The sequence below is a fragment of the Klebsiella sp. MPUS7 genome, from assembly GCF_009905335.1.
GTDB classification, from domain to species: Bacteria; Pseudomonadota; Gammaproteobacteria; order Enterobacterales; family Enterobacteriaceae; genus Klebsiella; species Klebsiella grimontii.
In genome coordinates this window covers 2,340,205-2,366,199 of record NZ_CP047604.1, presented here as the reverse complement: position 1 = coordinate 2,366,199, position 25,995 = coordinate 2,340,205, and the positions used below count along the sequence as shown (strand labels likewise).

The window sequence follows — 25,995 nt, the reverse complement described above, 5'->3', positions numbered from 1 at the left end:
AACATGAAAAACACAATGAAACAGTACGTCGATTATATTGTTAACGGCGGTAAATCCACGATGTTAGGAATTGGACCAATGTCTCCGGCATTAATTCAGGCTTGTTTTGAACTGGGTAAAGAAAAAGATCTGCCGCTGATGTTTATTGCCAGCCGTAACCAGGTCGACGCCGATGAATTCGGCGCCGGATACGTTAACAACTGGGATCAATTCCGCTTTGCCGCCGATCTGAAAGCCATGGCGGAAAAAGTCGGCTTTGACGGCGATTACTTCCTCTGCCGTGACCATGGCGGTCCATGGCAGCGCGATAAAGAGCGTAAAGACCATATTCCGGAAGCCGAAGCGATGGCCCTGGCTCGTCGCTCCTATCAGATTGATATGGATGCCGGTTTTGACCTGCTGCATATCGACCCGACAAAAGACCCGTATGTCGTCGGTAAAGTTATTGATATTGAACTGGTACTGAGCCGCACCGTTGAACTGATCCGCTTCTGTGAAGAGTACCGTAAAGCCAATAACCTGAAAGAGTTCTTCTATGAAGTCGGCACCGAAGAGACCAACGGCGGCCTGACTGACATCAGCGCCTATGAAGGTTTTATCATTGAGCTGAATAAGCGCCTGGCCGCCGAATCGCTGCCGCAGCCGCTGTTTATCGTCGGTCAGACCGGTACTCTGACCCGCCTGACCAAAAACGTTGGCCATTTTAATGATAAACAGTCCGCCGAACTTTCGGCTATCAGTACCCGTCACGGCGTCGGTCTGAAAGAGCATAACGGTGACTACCTGCCGGATGAGATCCTGCTGAAGCATCCAGGTCTGGGCATCACGGCGATGAACGTCGCACCGGCCTACGGCACCATCGAAACCCGCGCCTATTTAAAACTGGCGGAAGTTGAGAAAGATCTGGCGGCAAAAGGCTTTATCAAGTCAGCGTCTCATCTAAAAACCGTTCTCACCCGCGAGTGCGTCCTAAGCCATAAATGGGAGAAATGGATGACAGATGAGCACAAGAACAAGTCGGAAGAGCAGATCTTTAACGAACCGGAATTGTTGAAAGAAATTCTTGAGCTCAGCGGCCACTACAACTACGAAAAACCGGCGGTAGTCGCAGAGATGCAGACCATGTTCGCCAATCTGAAGTCGTTTGGCATCGAGCCTGAGCGCTACGTCATCAATAAAATTAAAGATATGATCCAGAACGAAGCCGAGTGCTTCAACATGCCAGGCCTGACCACCCGCGTCGCACAGGCTAAATAATCATTTATCCAGCTTAACAACAAGGAGCGGGCACCGCCCCCTCCTTGTTGTTTCCAGCTCAACTCTTGGAAAAACAGGTCATGGCGATGAATCAACTTGAACAACTAAAGCAGCGGACAACGATTGTTGCCGACAGCGGGGACATTGACAGCATTATGGCTTACCAGCCTGAAGATGCGACCACCAACCCTTCGCTTATTTATAAAGCGGCACAGCTTCCGCAATATCAGAAAGTGGTGAAAGATGCCGTCACAACGGTGAAGTCCCGTCAGAGCGGAAAACCTGTACAGCCGTCGGATATTGCCGATTACCTGGCCGTCAGTATTGGTGCGCTGATCCTGAAAAGCGTTCCGGGACGCATTTCAACCGAAGTGGATGCCCGTCTTTCGTTTGATACCCGAGCCAGCATTGCCAAAGCACAGGAAATCATCGCCCTGTATGCAGAGAAGGGTATCGGTAAAGAACGGGTTTTGATTAAGCTTGCCGCCACATGGCAAGGGATTCGCGCAGCAGAAATGCTGGAAAAAGAGGGTATCCAGTGTAACCTGACGCTGCTTTTCTCCTTTGCCCAGGCCAGAGCGTGCGCCGACGCCAATGTTTTCCTGATTTCCCCCTTTGTGGGCCGCATCTACGACTGGTACAAGAAAAACAACCCCGATACGACCTTCACCGTCGATAACGATCCGGGCGTCGAGTCGGTACAGAAGATCTATCGCTTTTACAAAATGCACGGCTATCGCACCGTGGTGATGGGGGCGAGCTTCCGTACGCCGGAACAGGTCCTGGCGCTTAACGGCTGCGATCGTCTGACCGTGTCTCCGGCGCTACTGGCGCAGCTGCAGCAAAATCAGGGGCCGGTGCCTGCCCCGCTGACGTATGAAGGCGAAATACAGGCGAAACCCGCGGCGCTGACTGAAGCTGAGTTCTACTGGGCGCATCATCAGGATGCGATGGCGGTGGAAAAACTTGCCGAAGGTATTCGCCTGTTTGCGCTAGATCAGAACAGCCTGGAGGCGTTACTGAGCCAGTATCTGTAAGATGACAGCATCCCGGGTCGGAGACGGCACTAAGGCGCCTTGCCCGGGCTACAAAATCATCAAACTGTTCCAGGATGGGGAAGCGATTTTTCCCTGACTCGCTGAGTACCCTTGCACATTCCTCGATCTTACTTCGCCCCCGACGCCAACCCAGCGCCGTGCCGCGGCTATCTATTAACACCTGCGTCGGGATCCCCTTGATCTTCGCCGTTGCTCAGCGCAGCATGGAAATGCAAACACGCTAAAACAATAATCCGCAACCCATTCACAGGAGAGAATCAGTGCAAACAGGACATCGCTTCCAGGCCACGGATCTGCATCAATTTGTTAAAACCCTTTTCACCCATATGGGAAGCTCCCCCACCGAAGCGTCGCTTATCGCCGACCACCTTATTGCCGCCAACCTGGCCGGGCACGATTCCCACGGCGTCGGTATGATCCCAAGCTACGTACGCTCCCACGCGCAGGGCTATCTCCAGCTCAACCGCCACGCCAGCGTGATGAAGGACGCGGGCGCGGTGGTCACGCTGGACGGCAACGGCGGATTCGGCCAGGTGGTGGCCCATGAAGCCATGCAGATCGGTATTGAGAAGGCAAAACAGCACGGTTTGGCCGCCGTGGCGCTGCGCAACGCGCACCATATTGGCCGCATCGGCTACTGGGCGGAACAGTGCGCGGCCGCCGGAATGATCTCTATCCATTTCGTTAACGTCGTTGGCAACGTGATGGTCGCCCCGTTCCGTGGGAAAGACAGCCGCTTCGGCACCAACCCGCTGTGCGTGGTGTTCCCGCGCGTCGGCCATCCGCCGCTGCTGCTGGATTACGCCACCAGCGCCATCGCCTTCGGTAAAACCCGCGTTGCCTGGCATAAAGGGGTTCCGGTACCGGCAGGGTCGCTGATCGACGCTCGCGGCGTCCCCACCACCGACCCGGCGGTGATGCAGACCTCGCCGCTGGGGGCGCTGCTGACCTTTGCCGAACATAAAGGCTACGCGCTGGCGACGCTGTGCGAAGCGATCGGCGGCGCGGTATCCGGCGGCAAAACCTCGCATCAGGAGACGCTGCAGGGCAGCGTGGACGCCATCTTCAACTGCATGACCACCATTATTCTCAGCCCAGAAGCGTTCGATGCGCCGGATATGCAGCGCGAGACCGAAGCGTTTATCGACTGGTGTAAACAGTCGCCGCACGAGCCGGACGCGCCCATTCTGGCGCCGGGGGAGTGGGAAGAGGCGAACCGTCGGCAGCGTCTGGCGCAGGGCATTCCGCTGGACGCCGGAAGCTGGCAGGCGATTTGCGCCGCCGCCGAGGAGGTAGGAGTACCCGCCGACACCCTCGCGCAGCTGCGCCAGAAGCTGGCCTGATTGTCCCTTGATGACGCCCGAGCGGGCGTCATGTCATCGTCATTAGTGTCGACATCGCCGCCGCCCCGCCTGCAACTCCCGATTATTCTAAATAAATTCAATAACTTAAAATTTGGCACATCCTATGCATAACGCTCCCGTCATCTGCCGGTACGCTGGCGCATGACGCCCTGACAAGGGCGGGCCGGGCCCGGCCTGTCCATTGTTGTTTATTCTCTGTTAACAGGTCTGTTACTGATGAAAAAAATCACGAGCGTTTGCCCTTATTGCGGGGCCGGTTGCAAACTTAAGCTGGTCGTCGAAAACAATAAGATTATCCGAGCCGAAGCCGCTGATGGCGTTACCAACCAAAATCAGCTGTGCCTGAAAGGCTATTACGGCTGGGATTTTCTCAACGACACCCAGCTGCTGACGCCGCGTCTGCAGCAGCCGATGATTCGCTACCAGAAAGGCGGCAAGTTCACCCCGGTAAGCTGGGATGAAGCCATCCGCTATACGGCGAAAAAACTGCGTGAAATAAAGGAGAAGCATGGCCCGCGCGCCATTATGACGACCGGTTCATCGCGCGGTACCGGCAATGAAACCAACTACGTGATGCAGAAGTTCGCCCGCGGGGTGCTCAACACCAATAACGTCGACTGCTGCGCCCGCGTCTGCCACGGCCCGTCGGTCGCCGGCCTGCAGCTGGCGCTCGGCAACGGCGCGATGAGCAACTCGATTAGCGATATTGAGAACTCAAAATGCCTGCTGGTCTTTGGCTATAACTGCGCCGACTCCCACCCAATCGTCGCCCGCCGGGTGATTAAGGCCCGCGAAAACGGGGCAAAAATCATCGTCTGCGACCCGCGCCGTATCGAAACCGCGCGCATCGCCGATCGTCATCTGCAGCTCAATAACGGCAGCAACATGGCGCTGGTCAACGCCTTCGCTCACGTCCTGCTGGAAGAAGATCTGTATAACCACGACTACGTCGACCGCTTTACCGAGGGGCTGGATGCCTATCGTGAGATGGTGAAAGACTATTCCCCTGAAGCCGTCGAAGGCATCGTCGGCGTCCCGGCCGCTGAAATTCGCCAGGCGATGCGCATGTTTGCCGCCGCGCCTTCCGCCACCATTATGTGGGGGATGGGCGTCACCCAGTTCGGCCAGGCGGTGGACGTTGTCAGAGGGCTGGCGAGCCTCGTGCTGTTAACAGGCAACCTCGGGCGCGCCAACGTCGGCGTGGGGCCGGTACGCGGGCAAAACAACGTCCAGGGCGCCTGTGATATGGGCGTCCTGCCGAATATGTTCCCCGGCTACCAGGACGTCACCGACGCCAGCGTTCGCGCCAAATTCGCCAACGCCTGGGGGATTGATCCGGCGAGCATGGACGACCAGGTCGGTACCCGGATCACCGAAGTGCCGCACAAAGCGCTGACCGGCGAGATCAAAGCCTACTACATCATGGGTGAAGATCCGCTGCAAACCGAAGCCGATTTGGGTCTGGTGCGTAAAGGGATTGAGGCGCTCGATTTTGTGGTGGTGCAGGATATCTTTATGACCAAAACCGCCGAAATCGCCGATGTGCTGCTGCCCGCCACCTCCTGGGGGGAACACGGCGGCGTCTTTACCTGCGCCGACCGCGGCTTCCAGCGCTTTGAGCAGGCGATTATCGCCACCGGTAACGTTAAGCGCGACTGGGAAATCATCAGCCTGCTGGCCAGCGAAATGGGCTATCCGATGCATTACGATAATAACCAGCAGATCTGGGACGAAATGCGCGAACTCTGCCCGCTGTTCTACGGCGTCACTTACGAGAAAATGGGCGATATGAACCACGTCCAGTGGCCGTGCCCGACGCTGGATCATCCCGGTACTCCGTGGCTGTATAAAGATAACCTCTTCGATACGCCGACCGGTAAAGGTCAGCTGTTCGCCGCCCCGTGGCGTGCGCCTGCCGAGACGCCGGATGAAGCGTATCCGCTGGTGCTGTGTACCGTGCGCGAAGTCGGCCACTACTCGTGTCGTTCGATGACCGGCAACTGCGCGGCTCTGCAGTCGCTTGCCGATGAGCCAGGACGGGTGCAAATCAACCGCGCCGACGCGCAGCGCCTCGGGATCGCCGACCAGCAGCTGGTGTGGGTCAGCTCGCGGCGCGGCAAGGTGATTACCCGCGCCGACATCAGCGATCGCATTAATGAAGGCGCGGTGTACATGACCTATCAGTGGTGGGTCGGCGCCTGTAATGAGCTGACGCAGGATAATCTCGACCCAATCTCGAAAACGCCGGAAACCAAATACTGCGCGGTGAAGGTGGAGGCTATCGCGGATCAGCGCTGGGCCGAACAGTATGCCTGGACAAGCTATAGCGAGATGAAAGCCCGCCTGAAAGCGGCGGTTAACGTGTAAAACAACGCAGGGAGATGCGCGCGTCTCCCTGCATAGCCACTTTTGTTCCCGGGGACGGCGCTCAACGCGCCTTGCCCGGGCTACAGGTTCACCGCTTTCTGCGGACCGGTAGCCCGGACAGGTGCGCAGCGCCGCCTCCGGGATCGCCCTCTTACGCCAGCAGTTTCTCCACCAGCGCCGTCCACAGCGCCACGCCGTGAGGGAGCAGCTCATCGTTAAAATCATAGCCGGCGTTATGCAACGGCTTTGACGCCGTCTCGCCATCGGCGCCAATCCAAAAATAGGCGCCAGGACAAGCCTCCAGCATGCAGGCAAAATCTTCCGAGGCCATGGAGGGGTTCCCGTTCCAGCTCACCGCCGACTCCCCCAGCAGCGCGGTCGCTACCTCGCGCACCTTTTGCGCTTCGGCCGGATGGTTAGTGGTCACCGGATAACCGGGATACCAGGCGATTGCGCCTTCCACCTCTGACACCTGCGGCTGGGCGGCGACATAGCTCTCAATCAGCCCCCTGACCCGCGCGCGCACCTGGTTGTCCAGGCAGCGGAAGGTCCCGCGCAGCACCACTTTATCCGGCAGCACGTTGATCGCCTCTCCGCCGGCAATCTGGGTAATGCTCACCACCGTCGACTCCTGCGGCGACAGGCGGCGCGAAGGAATGGTTTGCAGCGCCATAATCAGCTGCGCCGCGGCGACAATCGGGTCCGCTCCGCGCTCCGGCATCGCCGCATGGCAGCTTTTGCCGGTCAGGGTAATTTCAAACGCGTCGAGAGAGGCCATCATCGCCCCGCTGCCGATCGCCACCTGGCCCAGCGGCATACCCGGCCAGTTGTGCAGCGCGTAAATGGCATCCATCGGGAAGCGCTCAAACAGCCCCTCCTCTACCATTTTCCGCGCGCCGCCCAGGTTCTCCTCGGCGGGCTGGAAAACAAAGTGCACGGTACCGCGAAAGCGGCGGGTCTGCGCCAGATGCGCCGCTGTCGCCAGCAGCATCGCGCTATGACCATCATGGCCGCAGGCGTGCATCACGCCAGGATTGCGCGATTTATAGCCGACATCGCTCTGCTCGGCGATCGGCAGCGCGTCCATATCGGCCCGCAGGCCAATCACCGGACCGGGGCCGTTCTCCAGGGTCGCGACCACGCCGGTACCCGCCAGCCCGCGATGCACCTGGAGGCCAAACGACGCGAGCAGTTCAGCCACCCGACGCGAGGTTTCCTGTTCCTGATACCCCAGCTCAGGGCAAGCATGAAAATCACGTCGCCAGCGAATGGCCTCGGCGATCAGTGAAGAGGATACTGCCATGTCATACTCCTTTCCTGCACAGCATCAGCGCTGAACGAGTGTATTATTCAATAAATTGGGGCTACAGGTAGTCCGCCAGCCTATTGGTTATATCCTTTCGCCTGCTCGCTGACAACTTCCGCCAAACCCTGCGCCGGCGCGCCTTTACGCGGCCCCCTCGCCAGCGCCGTCCTTTTTTGTAGTGATATCAACGGTGACATAAGGCGTGCGATTAATTATTATGCAGCTATACTGGCGTTTTACCGAATAATTCACTCTTCATACCTCCTTAACCGGAAATAAAATGTTCAACCCAGAGCAGAATCGCCTTGCCCCCACGCTGGCGATGATCATGGCGGCTTCATTAGTGGGATTTATCACCGGATACACGGTGCCCTTAATCAGTCTGGAGCTGGCGCAGCAGCAGATTGATACCGTTTACGTCGGCCTGCTGGCCGCGCTACCGCCAGCGGGGATGATGATCTCCTCCTTCCTCTCACCCGCGCTGTGCCGGCGCTTTGAGATGGGGCTTCTGCTCTCCGTCAGCCTGGTGGCGCTGGCGGCGGCAACCATCGCCTCCTGCCTGTCGTTTGATATGGTTCATCTCCTGCTGCCGCGGCTGGTTACCGGCCTGGCGTCGGGGGTGATTATCGTCATTGGCGAAAGCTGGATCACCGGCGGCGCGGCGGGGAAAAACCGGGCAACCCTGACCGGCATTTATGCCTCCGCCTTTACCGGCTGTCAGCTGGCGGGGCCGCTGCTGATCTCCGCCGGAGAAGCGTATCAATCATGGACGCTGCTGCTCGTCGGACTGGTGACCCTCGCCTGCCTGCTGATGCTCCGCCATCTGCCCTCCGGCAGCCGCGAACGGCTGGCGGAACGCGCCAGCTGGCGCAGCCTCGGCGCTTTTTTGCCGGTACTGGCTTCCGGCGTATTCTGTTTTGCCTTTTTTGATGCCAGCATTCTGGCGCTGCTGCCGTTGTACGGTATGGATAAAGGGCTAAGTGAAGTCACGGCGGTGCTGCTGGTGACGGTGGTATTGACCGGCGACGCCGTATTCCAGGCGCCGCTGGGCTGGATTGCCGACCGCTTCGGCATCCGCCGCGTACATCTGACCTGTGCGGTGGTCTTCTGCCTCGCCCTGCTGGCCCTGCCGTTTCTGCTGGCGTCGCATATCCAGCTGATTGTCGGCTGCCTGCTTCTCGGCGCCGCGGCGGGGGCGCTCTATACCCTGTCGCTGGTCCGCGCCGGGAAAACCTTCTCCGGGCAAAAGCTGATTATGATCAACGCCCTGCTGGGATTCTTTTGGTCCGCGGGCAGCGTGGCCGGGCCGGTAGTCAGCGGATTGTTAATCAGCGTCGCGGGCTATGATGGTCTGCTGATGACGCTGTTTGTCAGCGGCGCGCTGTTCCTGCTGATCCAGTGCCTGGGTAAAAGCGAAAAAGCGCTGCTGGCGGACGAACGCGAGCGCGAAGAAGAGATGGATGATATTAGCGAGGCGGCGCAGTAGCGCTTAAGGGCAGTCACGGTTCGACAAAACGAAAGCGCCCTCATCGCCCGCGCAAGATCTTCTCCCCGGCGGCGCAGCCGCGCGCCGGGGTCGTTATCGATTACAGCACTTTACTTAAAAACGCGGCGGTGCGCGGGTTAGTCGGCGCGCTAAAGATCTGCGCCGGTTTGCCCTCTTCCTGAATGATGCCCTGGTCGATAAAGATAACCCGGTCGGCCACTTCGCGGGCAAAGCCCATTTCGTGGGTCACGATAACCATGGTCATCCCTTCGCTGGCGAGGTTTTTCATCACCTCCAGCACGTCGCCCACCAGCTCAGGATCGAGCGCCGAGGTGGGCTCATCGAACAGCATAATCGACGGCTTCATCGCCAGCGCGCGGGCGATGGCCACCCGCTGCTGCTGCCCTCCGGAGAGGCTGGAGGGCCAGGCGTCGCGCTTGTCGCTCAGCCCGACCTTCGCCAGCAGCTCTTCCGCCAGACGCACCGCCTCCGCGCGCGCCATGCCGCGCAGGTTCATCGGGGCCATAATCAGGTTTTCCAGCACCGTTTTGTGCGGGAACAGATTAAAACGCTGAAACACCATGCCGACGCTTTCCCGCATCTTATTCAGATCGGTCGCGCGATCGTGGGCGGCAAAGCCGTTCACCTCCACCTCGCCTTCGCTGACGGTTTCCAGCGCGTTCATGCAGCGCAGGAAGGTGCTTTTCCCGGAGCCGGACGGGCCGATAATACAGACCACTTCCTGCGGTTTGATATCGCAGCTGATGCCGCGCAGAACGTGGCTATCGCCGAAGCGCTTGTGCAGATTGTTAATGTGAATCACTTTTGCCAAACCTCTTTTCCAGACGGTTAACCAGCTGCGCCAGCAGGAAAGTAATGACCCAGTAAACCAGGGAGATGGTCAGGTAGGGTTCCCAGTAGGTGGCGTAGGCGCCGGAAACGGTGCGCGCGGCGTAGGCCAGGTCCGCCAGACCGATGGCCGACGCCAGCGAGGAGTCCTTGACGATGGCGATGGCGTTGTTGCCCAGCGGCGGCAGAATGCGGCGAAACGCCTGCGGCAAAATCACCTGACGCATGGTTTTCCACCACGGCATTCCCAGCGCCCGGGAGGCTTCCATCTGCCCCTTATCGATCGACTGGATCCCGGCGCGGAATATTTCGGAGACGTAGGCCCCGGCGTTCAGCGTAATCGCCACGATACAGGAGAGAAACGCGCCATAGTTCGAGCGCAGCTCGCGGGCGAAATCGGCGCTCATCATGCCGCTGGTCACCAGCAGACCGTCGCGCGGGTTGATAAACAGCGGCACCAGCGCGAAGTGCACCACCATAATTTGCACGAACAGCGGCGTGCCGCGAAACGCGCTGACGTAAAAACGCACCGGAAACTGCACCAGATAACGCAGAACGTATTTCCATACCCCGTGCTCGGCTTTCGCCATCCGCCCCAGCCCGAGAGTCAGCCCCCACAGGGTGCCAAGGATCACGCAGATAATGGTACATTTAATGGTCATCAGGGCACCGTCCATAAACAGCGGACCGTACTCCTCAATGATCTCCCAACGGAATCCCGTCATAACCCTTCCCTAAAAAATACGGCTATCGCCAGAGTCGATAGCCGTGATGAAAACAAATATGCGAATTATTGCGCTGGCAGCGTCGGGACGTTGTCGTCGAACCAGGTTTTATAGATTTTGGCGTAGGTGCCGTCAGCGATGATTTTCTGTAAACCGGCGTTGATTTTCGCCTGCAGCTCGCTGTTGCCTTTCGCCACCGCGATACCGAAATACTGGCGCTCAAATTTGGCATCCGGCACCAGCTTGAACTGCTTCTCCGGGTGCTGCTTGATGTAGTATTTCACCACGCCGACGTCGCCAACCGCCGCGCTGACGCCGTCTTCAAACAGCTCCTGCAGCATCAGCGGGGTATTATCAAAACGCTTGATCGAGGTGCTGTTCTTGCCCAGCACGTCGGAGACCACGATATCGCCGGTGCTGGAGTTCACCACCCCGACTTTCTCACTTTTCAGCGCCTCAAGGGAGGTGACTTTTGAATCCGCCGGCACGACGATGGACTGCTCGGCCGGGAAATAAGGGGCGGAGAAATCCACCATCTGCTTACGCTTATCGGTGATGGTGATCCCGGAGATAATAATGTCGCGATCGCCGGTGCTCAGGGTGGCGAAGATCCCTTCCCACGGCGTATTGACCAGTTTGATATCAAAGCCTTCCGCTTTGGCGATCGCTTTAATGATATCGATATCAAAACCTTCCAGCTGTTTCTGGCTGTTCTCAAACTCAAACGGGCGATAGGTTCCGCCGGAGCCCACCACGTATGTTTGCTGAGCCGCGTGGGCGGTGCCGATCATCGCCGCGACCAGGCAGCATGCTTTCATCCAGTTCTTAACCATGACAACTCCGTTTTATGCATTAATTTTGCATAAAAATACACAGAGTCAGCATGGCATGCAACCGGAAACCTTGCCGAGGGTAAATTATCTGCCGTTTAGCTTCGTTTACCGCCGGATTTCCCGATGGCCCGATGCAATTCATTGATCCGCTTCATCGATTTCACCGTCTTCTGCGGCGCGGTGGAGGCCACCGACAGCACGATCATCTCCAGGCATACCAGCACCGTCCCGTGCAGCGGCACCCGCCCGTTATCGCCGCCGCGCGGCACCTCAATCACCACCTGCGCCTGCTGGCTAAAGCGGGAGTCCAGCGCCTGAGTCAGCAAGATCGTCGGGATCCCCAGGCGCCGGGCCTCGCGCAGGGTAGTCATCCCCTCCCGGTGCGGCGACTTTTGCCCCATCATAATCAGCACATCGCCGCGCTGCAGGCCGATCAGCTGCTCGGCGAGGCTAAAGCCGGTGCGGTTCATCACGTACGAAGGCAGGCCGATGCGGCTCAGTAGCCTGGCGGTATATTCCGCCAGTATGCCCGAGGCGCCGATCCCGAAAATGCCCACCTGGCGCGCGCCGGTCAGCAGCGCCACCGCCTGAGCCACCGCCGCGCGGTTGTCAGGTCGCGACAGCACTTCGCAGGCCCGCTGATGCCCCTCAAGGACAAAATCAATGCTCGAATGGACATCGCTGGAGAGCGCGCTCACCGTTGAAATCATCTTTTCCGACGAGGTCGCCGATGGGCCAAACCAGCGTTCCATGGTCTGCTTCAGTTCCCGCAGTCCGGCGAAGCCGAGCGCCTGGATGGCGCGTACCACTGTGGCGTCCGAGGTGTTGGTCGCGCTCGCGATTTCCATGGCCGTGCGCTCCAGCACCGCTTCCCGGTTATCGTTGATATAGCTCGCCACCACCAGCAGACGCGGCGAAAGCTGATGCGCGCGGGCGCGAAAACGTTCGCCGAACAGGTCAACCCGCCCCTTCTCTCTCTTAACCGCCATTTTCATTTCAGCCCCTCGGGTAGAGGACGCCCGGCGATGTGCGACTGCACCTGGGCGACCATCAGCGACAGCGCGGCGTAGGAGTTAGAGATAACCTCCTCGCGCGGCAGCAGAATATAGCGCCCGGTACGGCAGGCGCGCATAAAGTCGCACCAGCCCGGCATCACGCCCTCCATCGCCCGCAGCTCATCCTGCGGCTTACCGCCGGTATCGGAGCGCCAGGTGGCAAACACAAAATCGGCATCCAGCTCCGGTAGCTGCTCGGCGCTGACGTCAATGCGCTGGCCCTCGGGGATGTTGTCAATCAGCGGCGGGAAGCGGAATCCGGCATCGCGCAGCACGCGGCCCAGCGCATGATAGGAGTGATGCACGGTCACCTTGCCGTTGTTGGCCTGAATCACCGAGACAACGATGTTTTGCGTATCCACCATCGCCTTTAGCTGGGCTATCTGCGCCTGATAGCGGCGTTCGAGGATTAAGAGCCGCGGCTGGGTACCGGTGAGCTGCGCCAGCTTGCGGTAGATGCGCGGCGCGCTGCCCTGCAAATGGTCGATGCTGACCGTTGGCGCAATCTTCTCCAGCTGCTCCACCGAGACGTGGCGGCTCGGCTCGGTGATAATCAGGTCCGGTTTCGCGGCGGCCACCGCTTCGAGGTCGATATCCGCCGTGCCGATAAACTGAATCGCGCTGTTATCGAAATCAATCCCGGTCAGCTGTGCGCTGGAGCGTAAAAAGTGGCTGCCGTCCGGACGCGTCCTCCCGTGGCTGGCGACCGGCGGGACGCCAAGCTCAATCAGGGGAATGGTGATATCCAGATCGTGCATCGACACAATGCGCTGCGGGTGCAGCGGAACGGTCACCGCGCGACCTAAGTCGTCGGTGAAGGTTTGCGTATCGGCGGCCGAGGCGACGCCCGCCAGCAGCACCAGCAGAGAAACGAACCAACGCATAGCGATCCTTTTTGATTTACAGGGCGTCACGGCGACGCCAGAGCAGAACGATAAAAAACGGACAGCCGACCAAAGCAATCACGATCCCCGCAGGGATCTGCAGCGGCGCGAACGCCAGCCGGCCAATGGTATCGGTGGCTAACACCAGCAGCGCGCCGATCAACGCGCTGCCGCAGAGCAGCGCCACCTGGCCGCCGCGCAGCAGAAAACGCGCCATATGCGGCGCCATCAGGCCAACGAAGCCAAGGCTACCAACGCAGGAGACGCTGGCGGAGGTGAGCAGCACCGGCGCGAAAAAGCGCAGCAGGGTGAGCTGCTGCAGACGTACCCCGAGGCCGATGGCCGTGCGGTCGCCGAGCAGCGCCGCATCGGCGGCCCTGGCGGTCAAAAAAAGGATCATCGCCCCGGGTAGCGCCCAGCAGAAAGCGACGGCCAACAGCGGCCAGGTCGCCGCGTGCAGGCTGCCCGCCAGCCAGATCATCGCCGTCTGTACATCGCGCACGTCGGCGGTGGTCATAAAAATGCCGACCGCCGCCGCCAGCGTCCAGGAGACGCCGATGCCGATGAGAATAAAGCGCGGGCGCGAACAGTCGCGGGCCAGCGCCAGAACCAGCAGCGCCACCAGCACGCCGCCGAGCATCCCCGCCAGCGGCCGCCAGATGACGCCCACCGCCGGAAAGAACAGCACCAGCGCCAGAACCACAATGCTGGCCCCCTCCTTCACCCCGATAAGCCCAGGGTCCGCCAGACCGTTGCGGGTAATGCTCTGCATCGCCGCGCCGGCCAGGCCGAGCATCGCCCCGCACAGCAGCGCCATCAACAGCCTCGGCAGGCGGATATCAAACAGGATAAAACGCGGCTGTTCGGCGACGTTTTCCGCGCCCAGCAGCGCGCGAAACAGGGTACCGGAAGGCATCGGGAAACTGCCGTGGGTCAGGCCAAACAGCGCCAGCAGCAGAATAACGAGCAGCATGCCGGCTGCGATTTTTAACGCCGCGGGCCGCAGCAAAAAATGCCTGCCGCCGCAGGCAAGCGGCTGAAAACCGGCGCGACGGGCGGCGCTTTTCATTTAAAAAACCTCGCGGCGATAAAAATAAATACCGGTGCCCCCACCAGCGCGGTCATCGCGCCGGTTGCCAGCTCCTGGGGCGCGACCAGGGTACGCGCGGCGATATCCGCCAGCAGCAGCACCAGGGCGCCAACCGGGGCGGCCAGCGGCAGCGCCAGGCGAATATCTTCGCTAATCAGCCGACGCACCGCGTGGGGGACCACCAGCCCGACAAAGCCGATCGGCCCGGCCACCGCCACCGCGGAGCCGCACAATAGCGCAATGGCGGCCAGCCCCAGCAGGCGGGTCTGAACAATCTTCACCCCCAGCCCCAGCGCGACTTTATCGCCCAGCGCCAGCACGTTCAGACGCGGCGCGATGGCCAGCGCGACCGTCACTCCCGCCAGCGCCGGGAGCAGCGCCGCGCGCAGCGTTTGCCAGTTCAGTCCGGCAAGATCGCCCGCCAGCCAGGTACGCATCGCCAGTAGCGTTTGTTCATCGAGGATCAGAATCGCCGCCGTGACCGCCGAGGCAAACGCCGACAGCGCTACCCCACAGAGGGTAATGCGTAGCGGCGTCACGCCACCGCGCCCGGATGACGACAGCAGCATCACGCCGCCAAACAGCAGCGCCGCGCCGCAGGCGGCGGTGAGCGGTCTGGCTAACACCACGCCGCCGAGGCTGATTCCGAGCGCCGACGTCGCCACCACCGCCAGCGAAGCGCCAGCGTTAAGGCCGAGAATATGCGGCTCGCCCAGCGGATTGCGGATCACGGTTTGCAGCAGCAGCCCCGCCACGCCGAGCGCCGCGCCGGTGAGCAGCGCCGCCGCGAGACGTACCAGGCGTAAATCAACGATAATGCGGTGGTCAAAGTTGCGCGGATCGTAGTGAAACAGCGCCTGAAGCACCGTTTGCGGCGCAATCCAGCGCGCGCCGAGCCCGAGATGTACCAGCGAGCCGCCCAGCAGCAGTAAACTCAGCAGTACCAGCGCCAGCCGGGGCCGGGATTGTCGGCGCGGCAGCAGCAGCGCGGAGGCGCTCATAACGCCTTCTCCTCACGGGCGCGGAACGGCATAAAAAAGGGCTTGCCGGTCTGCGGGTTGAGCGACATCTGCACGTCCACGTCAAAAACAGTTTTGATCAGTTCCGGCGTACAGATCTCCTGTTCATTAATCACCCCGGCGATCTGTCCTTTTTTAAGAAACACCAGCAGGTCGGCGTAGTTCACCGCGAAGTTCAGGTCGTGCAGGACGGTGACCACCGTGCGGCCGTGATCGCGGGTTAAGGTTTGCAGCAGTTCGAGAATGTCGACCTGATAGCGCAGATCGAGCCAGGTAGTGGGTTCATCCAGCAGAATTGTCGCCGTTTGCTGAGCGAGGGCCATCGCGATCCAGCAGCGCTGACGCTGGCCGCCGGAGAGGCTATCAACCGCTAGATGGGCAAATTCGGCGGTGCCGGTGAGCATTAGCGCCTCTTCGACCGCCCGTTCATCGGCCTCGGACCATTGACGCATCAGACCCTGCCAGGGGTAGCGCCCGCGGGAAACCAGTTCAAACACCGTCAACCCTTCCGGCGTTAGCGGCGATTGCGGCAGAATCCCCAGCCGCCGGGAGACCTCACGGGTCGGCATCTGATGAATCACCTCGCCGTCCAGACGTACGCAGCCGCCCAGCGGCTTGAGTATCCGGGCGATGGTCGACAGCAGCGTCGATTTCCCCGAGCCGTTGGCGCCGGCCAGTACCGTCATTTTCCCGTGGGGGATGGTCAGATGAATATTATCGACAATTAGCGTCTGGCCATATCCGGCCGACAGGGAATCGAGGACGATCCCCTGCTCTGCAGGCAACACCCGCTGTGGCATAACTCGCTCCCGCGCCGCAACGGCGTGGCGCCAGGCCCGCTCGTTCCGCACTCAAACAAAAATAAATCTCATTCTCTTTTGATCATGCGGCGGATGAATGTAGTAGTCAATACCCCGCGACCGCATCGATAACGGCGGTCTACTACCGACAACCGCACCTCCAGAAAATGAATTAATAACTAATAAAAACAATAAATTCATTTATATCCACTCTGCTCGTTCAGCGCTGATTGCGTGGTTATTTGCGTCGGCGATTTTTTATCTTACATAACGTTTACTACTACATTCCTTCGTGATTGAATGATTCTCAATTACATATCTGCACGCCTTCTGGCGTTAATAACAGATAGCTTTCTTTTTCAGGGCAATGATTTTATTGGCTTTACCTCTGCGCAAAGGCGAGGTTCGTTCACGAGACACAAAAATGATTCCATTAAATGTCCCTTTTTCGGCATTAAAAGGGCGTGCGCTTTTTTCACTGATTTTTTTCACCTCACCGGGATTAGTGGCCGCGGAAAATAGCGCCACTCAGACAAAAAAAACGACTGACGAAACGATGAGGGTCGTCGCCGACGGTTCACGGCAGAGCGCTACCAACGGTTATCAGCCGGTCAATACCTCGACCGCCACGCTGACCACCATGCCGATGCTGGATATTCCGCAGGTGGTCAACACCGTCAGCGAGCAGGTGCTCGAGGATCAGCATGCGACGAACCTCGACGAAGCGCTGTATAACGTCGCCAACGTGGTACAAACCAATACCCTCGGCGGAACCCAGGACGCCTTTAGCCGCCGCGGCTTCGGCGCCAACCGCGACGGCTCGATCATGACCAACGGCCTGCGCACCGTGCTGCCGCGCAGCTTTACCGCTGCCACCGAACGCGTTGAAGTGCTCAAAGGCCCGGCCTCAACGCTGTACGGCATTCTCGACCCCGGCGGATTAATCAACGTCGTCACCAAACGCCCGGAGCGCAGCTTCGGCGGCTCCGTCTCCGCCACCTCCACCAGCTTTGGCGGCGGTAGCGGGCAGTTCGACGTCACCGGCCCCATCGACGGGACGCCGCTGGCGTATCGGGTGATTGGCGAATATCAGCATGAAGATTACTGGCGTAATTTCGGCAAACAGAAGACCAGCTTTATCAACCCTTCCCTGACCTGGTTCGGCGAGCGGGCAACGGTGAACGTCTCCTATTCGCACCGTAACTACAGTACCCCATTCGATCGCGGCACCATCTTCGATCTGAACACCGGTCATGCGGTGAATGTCGATCGCAAAACGCGTTTTGATGAACCGTTTAATATTACCGACGGTTATTCCGACCTCGCGCAGCTGAATGCCGAATACCGGCTCAGCGACGCCTGGACCGCCCGCTTCGACTACAGCTACAGCCAGGATCATTACAACGACGATCAGGCCCGGGTAATGGCCTACGATTCGGCGACCGGCAACCTGACCCGCCGCGTCGACGCCACCCACGGTTCAACCCAGAAAATGCACGCTACGCGGGCGGATTTACAGGGTAACGTGGTCATTGGCGGCTTCTACAACGAGATCCTCACCGGCCTGGCTTACGAGAACTACGATCTGCTGCGTACCGATATGATCCGCTGTAAGAACGTCAAGGGATTTAATATCTATAACCCGGTCTATGGTACGCTCGACAAATGCTCCAGCGTTTCGGCATCCGATAGCGATCAGCGTACTCAGCAGGAGAGCTATGCGGGCTACGTCCAGGACGCGCTCTATCTTAGCGATAAGTGGATCGCCATTGCCGGGGTGCGCTATCAGTATTACACCCAGTACGCCGGGAAAGGCCGCCCGTTTAACGTCAATACCGACAGCAGCGACCAGAAATGGACGCCGAAAGCGGGCCTGGTGTATAAGCTGACGCCGTCCGTCTCGCTGTTTGGTAACGTGGCGCAGTCGTTTATGCCGCAGTCCTCCATCGCCAGCTATATCGGCAATCTGCCGCCGGAAGAGTCAACCTCTTACGAGCTGGGCGCGAAGTTCGAGCTCTTCAACGGCGTTACCGCCAATATCGCGCTGTTTGATATTGATAAGCGCAACGTCCTCTATACCGAATCGGTGGGCGATGAAACCGTAGCGAAAACCGCCGGTAAGGTGCGCTCCCGCGGCGTCGAAGTGGACGTGGCCGGATCGTTGACCGATAACCTGAGCGTCATCGCCAGCTACGGCTATACCGATGCGAAAGTCACCGACGATCCGGATTACAAGGGCAAACCGCTGCCGAACGTGCCGAAACACACCGGCTCTGTGTTCCTGAGCTACGACATTCATAACGTCTACGACAGCAATACCCTGACGGTGGGCGGCGGTGGTCGCGCGGTAAGCAAACGTTCCGGTACCAACGGCGCGGATTATTATCTGCAGGGCTATGCGGTGGCGGATGTATTTGCGGCCTATAAGATGAAGCTGCAATATCCGGTGACGCTACAGGTTAACGTGAAGAATCTGTTTGATAAGACCTATTACACCTCCTCCATCGGTACCAACAACCTCGGTAACCAGATCGGCGACCCGCGGGAAGTGCAGTTTACGCTGAAGATGGATTTTTAAGCCTTATCCCTGTCCCGGATCGCGGCGCGCTGCGCCTTATCCGGGCTACAGCCCCCTTACTCCTTGCCGTCCGGGCAAGAATCAGCGCGCTCCCTGTAGCCCGGGCAAGGCGCGGCCCTACCGCGCCGCCCCCGGGAATATCCCGGCGCTCCGTCAAACGCAGGCCGTCCAGCAGCCCCCGGTTAGCGCGTTGCTTTACCAATCCTCTTCCTGTCCCAGAATGCGCAAAATATCCTGCCGATGCTGCACCAGCAGCGGATTGTCGCGATGGCGGGGAAACGCCAGCGGAAGCGCAAATTCGGCGATAATCCGCCCCGGACGCGGCGACATGACCAGCACCCGCTCGCAGAGCAGCAGCGCCTCTTCAATATCGTGGGTGACCAGCAGGCTGGTATAGCCCTGCTGCTGCCACAGGGCGATCAGCTCCCGCTGCATGCTGATGCGGGTAAGCGAATCCAGCTTGCCCAGCGGCTCATCGAGCAGCAGCAGGCGCGGTTCGTTCAGCAGCGCTCGCGCCAGCGCCGCACGCTGCGCCATGCCGCCGGAGAGCTGGCGCGGCCACGCCTCGCTAAACCCCTGCAGCCCGATGCGTGAAATCAGCGCGTCGGCCTTGGGCTCAAGCCCCTTTTTCCCCTGCGCCTGCGGCCCCAGCAGCACGTTTTGCCGTACCGTCAGCCACGGATAAAGGGTCGGATCCTGAAACACCAGTATCCGTTCGGGCCCCGGTCCGCCCATCGCCGCCTCATCAATCTGAATTTGCCCGGACTGCTGCGGCTCCAGTCCCGCCAGCAGCCGCAGCAGAGTGGATTTACCGCATCCCGAGGGGCCGAGCAGCGCGACGCTCTCTCCGGGCCGCAGCTGCAGGCTAATATTCTCCAGCACCGGCACCATCTGTTTGCCAAGGCTAAAAGCATGATGCAGGTGGCTTATCGACACCGCCGCTCCGGCCGAAACCGCCTGAGGTCTTGCGTTCGCGGTTACCATTGCATGCCTCCCCGCTGCCAGCTCAGCAGCCGGTCGCGGACCATAAACAGTCCGCTAATCAGGCCGGAGCAGAGCAGCGCCATCACCAGCAGCGCCGCGTACATATTGGGGTAGGCGGCCCAGCCCTGCGCCCACTGCAGATAAAAGCCAATACCCGATTTCACCCCGACCATTTCGGCGACGATCAGCACCGAAAACGATGCGCCCAGCCCCATAAACAGGCCGACAAAGACGTTCGGCAGCGCGGCGGGGATCGCCACGCGCAGGATCAGGAAGCGCTGGCTGGCGCCCAGGGTCCGCGCGACGTCATACCATGCCTTATCGATGCCGATCACTCCGGACCAGGTCAGCACGGTCACCGGGAACCAGGTGCTGAGCGCGATCAGGAACACGCTGGCGCCGAAGCTGGAAGGGAAAATAAACAGGCACAGCGGCAGCAGCGCGGTGGACGGCACCGGCCCCAGCAGACGCAACACCGGATGCACCCAGTAGCCGATCCGCTGGGACCAGCCGATCGCCAGCCCGCTGATAAAGCCGCAGCTGGTGCCCAGAAGCACCCCGAGCCCGAGCAGCCCCAGCGAATGCAGAAGGCTATCGAGCAGGCGCGGCCAGTCATCGTGCAGTACCTCAATCAGCGCCTGCGGCGGTGCGAAAAACGGCACCGGCAGAAAGGCCGTCTTTGCCGTCAGCCCCTCCCACAGCGCAAAGAGTACCGGCAGCAGCGCCAGCCACTTTCCGGCATGCTGCAGGCGAGCCCCGCGCTGCCGCCAGTAGCGGTAGCTCAGCGCCAGCAGCAAGAGCCCGCCGCCGAGGGTGAACTGCGCCAGCGCCCACCCTTCGCTAAACGGCCAGCGCCGCCCGGCATCGGGCCAGGCCAGCGTAAACAGGCCCCCCAGCAGCCATAGCGCGGCGGCAAGCAGGCCTTCCGTCCACAGCGGCCTGCCGCTTGTCGTACGCGCCAGCGCCCGTTCAGGCGAAAACGTTGACATAAATGCTCTCCGCAAACTGATGGGGATCGGTGCCCGGCTTAATGACCTGCACCCGCTGAAGATCCACGGCGTACTGGGTCAGCTCTTTGACAAACGCCTCGCCCACCGCGTGATGGCCGTGCCCCTGGCCGTGGAGAATGCCGCTGACCTCCGCCTCATTGGTATTCAGCGCATGGGCGAGGAAGGATTGCGCCACGCTTTCCGGATGCGCGGCGGCATAGCTGTGCGCCTCAAGAATCGCCTGAGTGAGCGCGGCGGCGGCCGGTTTATGATCGCGGGCCAGGCTACCGCTGACGCCCAGTACGCAGCAGCTCAGGTTGGCGTAATCGCCGGTCATATTGCTGGCGATAAGCTGATACTTGCCGGTTGCCAGCAGGCGATAGCTAAAGGGCTCGCTGCCGCTGATGGCGGCGATTTCGCGTTTATCCAGCGCCACGCTGAGCAGATCCGCCGGATAGACTTTCCACTGCACATCGCTTATCGGGTCGATGCCGTGGCGCTTGAGCAAGATGGCGAAGAAGTTTTTATCTGGCCCGGCCATATCGGTGACGCCGATGGTTTGCCCTTTCAGGCTCTCCAGTCCGCCGAACGGCGAGTTTTTCGCCGTCAGCAGGTTCAGGCAGCCGCCGTGGGTTCCGGCGGTGAGCTTCACGTCGAAGCCCTGCTCCAGCGCCTTCAGCCAGCGCAGCGCCATCCCGACGCCGGCGTCGGCCTTACCGGTGGCAATCGCCTCCAGCAGCACGTCCGTCGAGTTGCCGAAGTTAACGAACTCCACGTCGAGATTGTATTTACTGAAGATCTTCTGCTGCTCGGCGACGGCAACCGGCGCCAGGCACACCGCGCTTTTGTTGATCGCCAGCTTGATTTTATACGGCTGCGCCAGGCGCAGCGCCGGGTGTTCATCCCCGCTCGCCATGGCCGCCATATCGTGAGCCCAAAGCGGCAGGGATGCTCCCGCCAGCGCGAGACCGCCGGTCAAGCGTAAGAAACGACGGCGGGAAAAAGCGGCTTTCATCATGGCGCCACCTCCGCATGGGCCTGGGCGGCGGGCACGCTAAAGCCGTTATCAAAGGTCGGCGTCACGTCCAGCTTTGCGCGGATGAGTCCGTTGGCGAGGTAAAAATTCGCCGTCGACTGCTGCTGAGCGACCGTCTGCGCGTCCAGAGGCTGCCACTGCGACTGGCGATTGGCAAACTGCGCGCGGGCGATATCCGCCGGGAAACGAATAATCTCCCCCAGCGTTTTACCGTAGCTATCAAGGTTGGCGTAGGCCCAGCGCTCGGCGCCGGCCAGGCGGGTAAGGTAATCCTGCAGCGCCGCGCGTTTTTGCGGGTCTTTCAGGGCATCATCGGTTGCCGCCAGGAAGGTGTTGCCCGGCAGTAGCCCTTTACCGCTGACCAGAATCTTTCCTTCCGCGGTCTTCACCAGCTGCGTGGTATAGGGCTCCCAGGTCGCCCAGGCGTCCACCGAACCGTTGAGCAGCGCCACTTTGGCGTCCACCGGGCCGAGAAACACCCACTGCACCTCTTTCGGCGAAATTCCCGCCTGCTCCAGCGCTTTCAGCGCCACAAAGTGGCCAATCGATCCTTTACCGGTAGCGATGCGTTTGCCTTTTAAATCCGCGGCGCTCTTCAATGCGCTGTCGGGCGAGACCAGCACCGCGGTGCCGGCCGGGTTGCTTTTATCGACGGCGATGGCTTTGACCGGCGCGCCGTTAGCCAGCGCGAACAGTAGCGGCGCATCGCCGATAATCCCCGCATCCACCGCCCCGGCGTTAAGCGCTTCCGCCAGCGGCGCGGCGGCCGGAAACTCGGCCCATTTAATCTCGTAGGGGAGATCCCGCAGGGCGTTGGCGGCCTCCAGCTGCGAGCGCATGCCGCCCTTTTGATCGGCGATTCGCAGGGTGATTCGCTCCTGGGCCGCCGTATAGCCGCTCAGCGCCAGCAGCATCAGCGCCCCGGCTACACGGGTAAAATGAAGTTTGCGCATATGAATTATCCTTATTTTTGAAAAGCGTATTTGCCTGCCGCCAGCCACGCGCTGTCGTTCTGCGGGGTATGTACCCGCCCGCACAGGACGTTGCGATAGTGGCGTTCCAGAGGATTTTGCCGGCTCAGGCCATGGTTGCCGGTCAGCTCCAGCGCCAGGTTTACCGCCTGAATGGCGTTGTCGGTAATCGTCACTTTCGCCAGATTGGCCTCAATGGCGGAAAAGCCCAGCTGCGCGGCCTTTTCCAGCAGGCTGCGGTTGACCAGCAGCCATCCGTCCATCTGGCCAACTTTTTCCTGCACCCGCGGCAGGCTGGAAAGCGGTTGCCCAAGGCTGCCCGGAATACGCGTACCCAGCCACGTCACCAGCCAGTCGCGGGCCGCGCGCGCCACGCTGTCGTAGATCGCCGCCAGCAGCGCCGTATGGCGATTGGCAAACAGACGAAACTGCTCGGCGTCCGGCGCGGGAGGCGCATCGGCCGCCCACACGTCCACCGCGTACTCATCGGCCACCCGCACATTGTTGAGCACCACTTCGTGGCTGCCGGTTGCCCGCATTCCGACGTGATCCCAGCTTTTCACCACGCTGACGCCCTCGCTGTCGGCTGGAACCAGCCAGGTGCCGACCAGTGGACGAGCGTCGTCGCTGCGTCCCCAGACGGCCAGCCAGCTCAGCCCCTCAATGCCGGTGGTATAGATTTTGTGACCGTTAATTTGCCAGCCCCCGGTGCGGCGGGTCGCCACGGTTTGCGGCAGGCCGCCGCGCGCCGGTGAGCCGAGCTCCGGCTCCACCCGCAGGCTGTTGATCAGCCCGCCCCGCTCGACGGCATCGTGAAAAACCCGCTGACGCAGCGGCTCGGCCCAGCCAGCGTTTTCCGCCAGCCGCAGATGATGCAGATACTGCATGCAAACAATGAGCGCGGTCGCCGGTTCGCCCCAGGCGATGGCGGCGACCGCCTGCTGAAGTTCGGCTAAACCGGCCCCCGCTCCGCCGTACTGCTGCGGCACGGCGAGGCTCAAAAAGCCGCGCTGGCGCAGATGCGCGATATTGTGGCGGGGAAAGTCGCCGCAGGCGTCAAGGCTGGCCGCCTGCTCCGCCATCAGCTGGCGGATCTCCGTCAGCCGCCGCGTCCAGTCATCGGTGGCTTGCCCGGTCACGATGCGCGCTCCGCGACGGCGCGCAGGGCGGCTTTTTCGCGGGTTATCGGCAGCAGGGCCTTACCGTACTCCTGAGCATCGTTGAGCGGATCGAACCCACGGATCAGGAAGTTGCGCACGCCGAGGTCGTAGTAGTCGAGCAGCGCGTCGGCGACCTGTTCCGGGGTGCCCACCAGCGCGGTGGAGTTATGGCCGCCGCCCACCAGCTGCGCGATCCCGGTCCACAGGCGTTTATCCACCACCTTGCCCTGCGCCGCCGTGGCCCGCAGACGCTGCGCCCCGACGCTGTCGGGCTTAGCTTTGAAACCGCCCCCGCTCTGCGCCGCCCGCTCGGTGGCGACGTGCAGGATATGCTCGGCTTTCTCCCAGGCCTCGGCTTCGCTGGCGGCGATAATCGGCCGGAACGAGACGCTAAAGCCGATTTCACGCTGATGTTTCGCCGCCTCGGCCCGCACGCGCTGGATGGTTTCCGCGGTTTGCGCCAGCGACTCCCCCCACAAGGCGAAAACGTTGGCATGTTTACCGGCCACGGCGATGGCCGCTTCCGAGGAACCGCCGAAGTAGAGGGGAATATGCGGCTTTTGCAGCGGGCGAATCGCCGACCACGCCTGTTCAGCCTGATAAAAATCGTTGGCGATATCCACCGGCTGTTCGGCGGTCCACACCTTGCGGACGGTTTCAAGGAAGGCATCGGTTCGCGCGTAGCGCTGGTCGTGATCGAGATAATCGCCGTCGCGGCGCTGCTCGGCGTCATTGCCGCCGCTGATGATATGTACCGCCAGGCGGCCGCCCAGCAGATGTTCAAGGGTGGCGAACTTACGCGCGGCGAGGGTCGGCGAGACAAAACCGGGACGATGAGCCAGCAGGAAGCCGATATGTTGCGTCGACAGCCCCGCCAGCGCGGTCACCAGAAAGCCGTCGGGTTGATCGGACCAGTGGCCCACCAGCAGGCGGTCAAACCCGGCAGCCTCGTGGGTTTGCGCGAAACGCACGATGTAATCACGGTCAAAAATCGGGCCGACCGGGGCGATGGTTTCCGACGACAGGCGGTGGCCGATCATGCCGAGAAACTGAATGCTCATGCAGAACTCCTTGTAGCAGGATAATGAGTGGACCGCCGCGGCGGCGCGTTTTCATTACCCTATACACGGGCCCTTAATGAACAAAATGCATTTTTGTCATATCTTAATATGCGAGATAAGCATTAATAAAAATTGTATTTAGGTTTCAGTCAGATACGTTTAGCTGCTGAACGACTTTGCCGGCGAAAAAAGTCAGCGGCTGGCTCAGATTAGCCAGATTCTGCGCGTGAACCAACCACAGATGCACCGCGGGCTGGAAGTCAGCGAGGGTCAGCACGGCGACGTCATCGCGCCACGGGCTGGCGGCCAGCGCGGCGCGCGGCACCAGGCCAAGCCCCAGCCCCTGCGCCACGAGGCTGATTTGCAGCTGGGCGCCCGCGGTCTCGACATTCAGCGCTAAGCGCAGCCCCTGGGACTGCAGCTCGCGGATCAGCCCCGCCCGCAGGCCGCAGCCGTCGGGATTGAGCACCCAGCCTTTTTCCGCGCAGTCGCGCAGCGCCCCGGCGTGCAGGCGCCAGCTTTTTGCCGCTATCACCACGATATCCAGCGGGCACAGCAGCCGTCCGCCGTAGCCTTCGGCAAAGCGTTGCTGCTCAGGCCCCATCGCCAGCACCCCGTCCAGCTCGACGCTCTCGAGGCGCTTTTGCAGCAGACCGCTCCAGCAGCAGGTTACCTGAGGTTGGAGGGCGGGAAACTGCTGGCGCAGCGCGGTCAGCGCCGGCTGCAGGGCTATTTCCGCCACGCTCTGCGGCACGCCGAGACGCAGAATACCGTGCGGCTCCGCTTCGGGGTCGAGCAGGCCGTACAGCTTTTTGGTCTCCCGCTTGATGCTCAAACACTGCTCGTAAACCCGGTGCCCGGCGGCGGTCAGGGTGAGCGGCCGGGTCTGACGCTCCAGCAGCGTCACGTCGAGGGTGTGTTCCAGACGCTGCAGACGACGGGTAATCGCCGATTGGGTAATACCAAGATATTCCGCGGCCTGGTTAAGCGAGGAAAACTGCACGGTGGCCAGCAGTGCGTCGATGTCGTCAATGCGCATAGCGTCCTTAATGTGATTTTTGCATATTAATATATGCGGAAATTGCATTTTAATTATATTAACGCCTTTGCTAGCGTAAAGACC

Annotated in this window: 20 protein-coding genes and 2 pseudogenes; 6 read left to right on the top strand and 16 right to left on the bottom strand. The window is 60.7% G+C overall.

What is annotated here, in order from left to right; all coding sequences use genetic code 11:
• Window positions 1-3 precede the first annotated feature (3 nt).
• From GUC22_RS11100 to fdhF, 4 genes are all read left to right on the top strand, one after another.
• A complete protein-coding gene (locus GUC22_RS11100) occupies window positions 4-1,257 on the top strand; it encodes a class II D-tagatose-bisphosphate aldolase non-catalytic subunit (RefSeq protein ID WP_024357928.1) in 1,254 nt (417 codons plus the stop codon).
• A gap of 86 nt (window positions 1,258-1,343) precedes the next feature.
• Entirely contained in the window at window positions 1,344-2,294 is a 951-nt protein-coding gene (gene tal, locus GUC22_RS11095) for a transaldolase (RefSeq protein ID WP_024357927.1), read from the top strand.
• Window positions 2,295-2,575: 281 nt separating this feature from the next.
• The gene (locus tag GUC22_RS11090; RefSeq protein WP_049087086.1) at window positions 2,576-3,658 is read left to right on the top strand and encodes a malate/lactate/ureidoglycolate dehydrogenase; all 1,083 of its coding nucleotides are present in this window, start codon (window positions 2,576-2,578) and stop codon (window positions 3,656-3,658) included.
• A 237-nt stretch (window positions 3,659-3,895) separates the two neighbouring features.
• Window positions 3,896-6,046, top strand: coding sequence for a formate dehydrogenase subunit alpha (gene fdhF / locus GUC22_RS11085; RefSeq protein WP_160183514.1), 2,151 nt, complete (start codon window positions 3,896-3,898; stop codon window positions 6,044-6,046).
• Window positions 6,047-6,197: 151 nt separating this feature from the next.
• Here fdhF and GUC22_RS11080 read toward each other — a convergent pair whose 3' ends face one another.
• Window positions 6,198-7,349, bottom strand: a complete 1,152-nt coding sequence (locus GUC22_RS11080; RefSeq protein ID WP_064342815.1) for a M20 aminoacylase family protein — start codon at window positions 7,347-7,349, stop codon at window positions 6,198-6,200.
• 283 nt (window positions 7,350-7,632) lie between these two features.
• Here GUC22_RS11080 and GUC22_RS11075 point away from each other — a divergent pair, with 283 nt between their 5' ends.
• Window positions 7,633-8,838: an MFS transporter gene (locus GUC22_RS11075; RefSeq protein WP_004139588.1), complete on the top strand. Its 1,206-nt coding sequence runs from the start codon at window positions 7,633-7,635 to the stop codon at window positions 8,836-8,838.
• 100 nt (window positions 8,839-8,938) lie between these two features.
• On the opposite strand, the gene GUC22_RS11070 is transcribed toward GUC22_RS11075, so the two are convergent.
• The 8 genes and pseudogenes from GUC22_RS11070 to GUC22_RS11035 all read right to left on the bottom strand — a co-directional run bounded on the left by GUC22_RS11070 (window position 8,939) and on the right by GUC22_RS11035 (window position 16,093).
• Complete coding sequence (locus GUC22_RS11070) at window positions 8,939-9,661, bottom strand: amino acid ABC transporter ATP-binding protein (protein WP_024357923.1); 723 nt, start codon at window positions 9,659-9,661, stop codon at window positions 8,939-8,941.
• Entirely contained in the window at window positions 9,648-10,412 is a 765-nt protein-coding gene (locus tag GUC22_RS11065) for an amino acid ABC transporter permease (protein WP_004113535.1), read from the bottom strand. The genes GUC22_RS11070 and GUC22_RS11065 overlap by 14 nt, the downstream gene beginning before the upstream one ends.
• A gap of 65 nt (window positions 10,413-10,477) precedes the next feature.
• The gene (locus GUC22_RS11060; RefSeq protein ID WP_004139585.1) at window positions 10,478-11,245 is read right to left on the bottom strand and encodes a basic amino acid ABC transporter substrate-binding protein; all 768 of its coding nucleotides are present in this window, start codon (window positions 11,243-11,245) and stop codon (window positions 10,478-10,480) included.
• A gap of 95 nt (window positions 11,246-11,340) precedes the next feature.
• The gene (locus GUC22_RS11055) at window positions 11,341-12,240 is read right to left on the bottom strand and encodes a MurR/RpiR family transcriptional regulator (protein WP_049131281.1); all 900 of its coding nucleotides are present in this window, start codon (window positions 12,238-12,240) and stop codon (window positions 11,341-11,343) included.
• Window positions 12,237-13,210: pseudogene (locus tag GUC22_RS11050) on the bottom strand (ABC transporter substrate-binding protein); the annotation flags it as partial. The gene GUC22_RS11055 and the pseudogene GUC22_RS11050, both read right to left, overlap by 4 nt.
• On the bottom strand, window positions 13,201-14,253 hold the full coding sequence (locus GUC22_RS11045) for a FecCD family ABC transporter permease (protein ID WP_049131282.1): 1,053 nt from the start codon (window positions 14,251-14,253) through the stop codon (window positions 13,201-13,203). The pseudogene GUC22_RS11050 and the gene GUC22_RS11045, both read right to left, overlap by 10 nt.
• Window positions 14,250-15,275 carry a FecCD family ABC transporter permease gene (locus GUC22_RS11040; RefSeq protein ID WP_160183513.1) on the bottom strand — a complete coding sequence of 342 codons (1,026 nt, stop codon included), beginning with the start codon at window positions 15,273-15,275 and terminating at the stop codon, window positions 14,250-14,252. Before GUC22_RS11040 ends, GUC22_RS11045 begins: the two co-directional genes overlap by 4 nt.
• Window positions 15,272-16,093: an ABC transporter ATP-binding protein gene (locus GUC22_RS11035; RefSeq protein ID WP_024357919.1), complete on the bottom strand. Its 822-nt coding sequence runs from the start codon at window positions 16,091-16,093 to the stop codon at window positions 15,272-15,274. Before GUC22_RS11035 ends, GUC22_RS11040 begins: the two co-directional genes overlap by 4 nt.
• Before the next feature lie 556 nt (window positions 16,094-16,649).
• Between GUC22_RS11035 and GUC22_RS11030 the strand changes: the two genes are divergently transcribed.
• Window positions 16,650-18,671, top strand: coding sequence for a TonB-dependent siderophore receptor (locus GUC22_RS11030; protein WP_171820841.1), 2,022 nt, complete (start codon window positions 16,650-16,652; stop codon window positions 18,669-18,671).
• Window positions 18,672-18,866: 195 nt separating this feature from the next.
• On the opposite strand, the gene GUC22_RS11025 is transcribed toward GUC22_RS11030, so the two are convergent.
• The 7 genes and pseudogenes from GUC22_RS11025 to GUC22_RS10995 all read right to left on the bottom strand — a co-directional run bounded on the left by GUC22_RS11025 (window position 18,867) and on the right by GUC22_RS10995 (window position 25,911).
• Window positions 18,867-19,655, bottom strand: a complete 789-nt coding sequence (locus GUC22_RS11025) for an ABC transporter ATP-binding protein (RefSeq protein ID WP_098065622.1) — start codon at window positions 19,653-19,655, stop codon at window positions 18,867-18,869.
• Window positions 19,649-20,644, bottom strand: coding sequence for an ABC transporter permease (locus GUC22_RS11020; RefSeq protein ID WP_024357917.1), 996 nt, complete (start codon window positions 20,642-20,644; stop codon window positions 19,649-19,651). The genes GUC22_RS11025 and GUC22_RS11020 overlap by 7 nt, the downstream gene beginning before the upstream one ends.
• The gene (locus GUC22_RS11015; RefSeq protein ID WP_004139957.1) at window positions 20,625-21,662 is read right to left on the bottom strand and encodes an ABC transporter substrate-binding protein; all 1,038 of its coding nucleotides are present in this window, start codon (window positions 21,660-21,662) and stop codon (window positions 20,625-20,627) included. Before GUC22_RS11015 ends, GUC22_RS11020 begins: the two co-directional genes overlap by 20 nt.
• Window positions 21,659-22,633 carry an ABC transporter substrate-binding protein gene (locus GUC22_RS11010; RefSeq protein WP_049086804.1) on the bottom strand — a complete coding sequence of 325 codons (975 nt, stop codon included), beginning with the start codon at window positions 22,631-22,633 and terminating at the stop codon, window positions 21,659-21,661. Before GUC22_RS11010 ends, GUC22_RS11015 begins: the two co-directional genes overlap by 4 nt.
• 11 nt (window positions 22,634-22,644) lie before the next feature.
• Entirely contained in the window at window positions 22,645-23,733 is a 1,089-nt protein-coding gene (locus GUC22_RS11005; protein ID WP_049103592.1) for an acyl-CoA dehydrogenase family protein, read from the bottom strand.
• A 34-nt stretch (window positions 23,734-23,767) separates the two neighbouring features.
• Window positions 23,768-24,872, bottom strand: a pseudogene (locus tag GUC22_RS11000) (LLM class flavin-dependent oxidoreductase).
• Window positions 24,873-25,017: 145 nt separating this feature from the next.
• On the bottom strand, window positions 25,018-25,911 hold the full coding sequence (locus GUC22_RS10995; protein ID WP_160183512.1) for a LysR family transcriptional regulator: 894 nt from the start codon (window positions 25,909-25,911) through the stop codon (window positions 25,018-25,020).
• Window positions 25,912-25,995 lie beyond the last annotated feature (84 nt).

Bases quoted from the DNA above. Each gene is read 5' to 3' on its own strand.
- GUC22_RS11100 (WP_024357928.1), top strand. From the start codon at position 4: ATGAAAAACACAATGAAACAGTACGTCGATTATATTGTTAACGGCGGT.
- tal (WP_024357927.1), top strand. From the start codon at position 1,344: ATGAATCAACTTGAACAACTAAAGCAGCGGACAACGATTGTTGCCGAC.
- fdhF (WP_160183514.1), top strand. From the start codon at position 3,896: ATGAAAAAAATCACGAGCGTTTGCCCTTATTGCGGGGCCGGTTGCAAA.
- GUC22_RS11080 (WP_064342815.1), bottom strand. From the start codon at position 7,349: ATGGCAGTATCCTCTTCACTGATCGCCGAGGCCATTCGCTGGCGACGT.
- GUC22_RS11075 (WP_004139588.1), top strand. From the start codon at position 7,633: ATGTTCAACCCAGAGCAGAATCGCCTTGCCCCCACGCTGGCGATGATC.
- GUC22_RS11065 (WP_004113535.1), bottom strand. From the start codon at position 10,412: ATGACGGGATTCCGTTGGGAGATCATTGAGGAGTACGGTCCGCTGTTT.
- GUC22_RS11060 (WP_004139585.1), bottom strand. From the start codon at position 11,245: ATGGTTAAGAACTGGATGAAAGCATGCTGCCTGGTCGCGGCGATGATC.
- GUC22_RS11055 (WP_049131281.1), bottom strand. From the start codon at position 12,240: ATGAAAATGGCGGTTAAGAGAGAGAAGGGGCGGGTTGACCTGTTCGGC.
- GUC22_RS11045 (WP_049131282.1), bottom strand. From the start codon at position 14,253: ATGAAAAGCGCCGCCCGTCGCGCCGGTTTTCAGCCGCTTGCCTGCGGC.
- GUC22_RS11040 (WP_160183513.1), bottom strand. From the start codon at position 15,275: ATGAGCGCCTCCGCGCTGCTGCTGCCGCGCCGACAATCCCGGCCCCGG.
- GUC22_RS11035 (WP_024357919.1), bottom strand. From the start codon at position 16,093: ATGCCACAGCGGGTGTTGCCTGCAGAGCAGGGGATCGTCCTCGATTCC.
- GUC22_RS11030 (WP_171820841.1), top strand. From the start codon at position 16,650: ATGAGGGTCGTCGCCGACGGTTCACGGCAGAGCGCTACCAACGGTTAT.
- GUC22_RS11025 (WP_098065622.1), bottom strand. From the start codon at position 19,655: ATGGTAACCGCGAACGCAAGACCTCAGGCGGTTTCGGCCGGAGCGGCG.
- GUC22_RS11020 (WP_024357917.1), bottom strand. From the start codon at position 20,644: ATGTCAACGTTTTCGCCTGAACGGGCGCTGGCGCGTACGACAAGCGGC.
- GUC22_RS11015 (WP_004139957.1), bottom strand. From the start codon at position 21,662: ATGATGAAAGCCGCTTTTTCCCGCCGTCGTTTCTTACGCTTGACCGGC.
- GUC22_RS11010 (WP_049086804.1), bottom strand. From the start codon at position 22,633: ATGCGCAAACTTCATTTTACCCGTGTAGCCGGGGCGCTGATGCTGCTG.
- GUC22_RS11005 (WP_049103592.1), bottom strand. From the start codon at position 23,733: ATGGCGGAGCAGGCGGCCAGCCTTGACGCCTGCGGCGACTTTCCCCGC.
- GUC22_RS10995 (WP_160183512.1), bottom strand. From the start codon at position 25,911: ATGCGCATTGACGACATCGACGCACTGCTGGCCACCGTGCAGTTTTCC.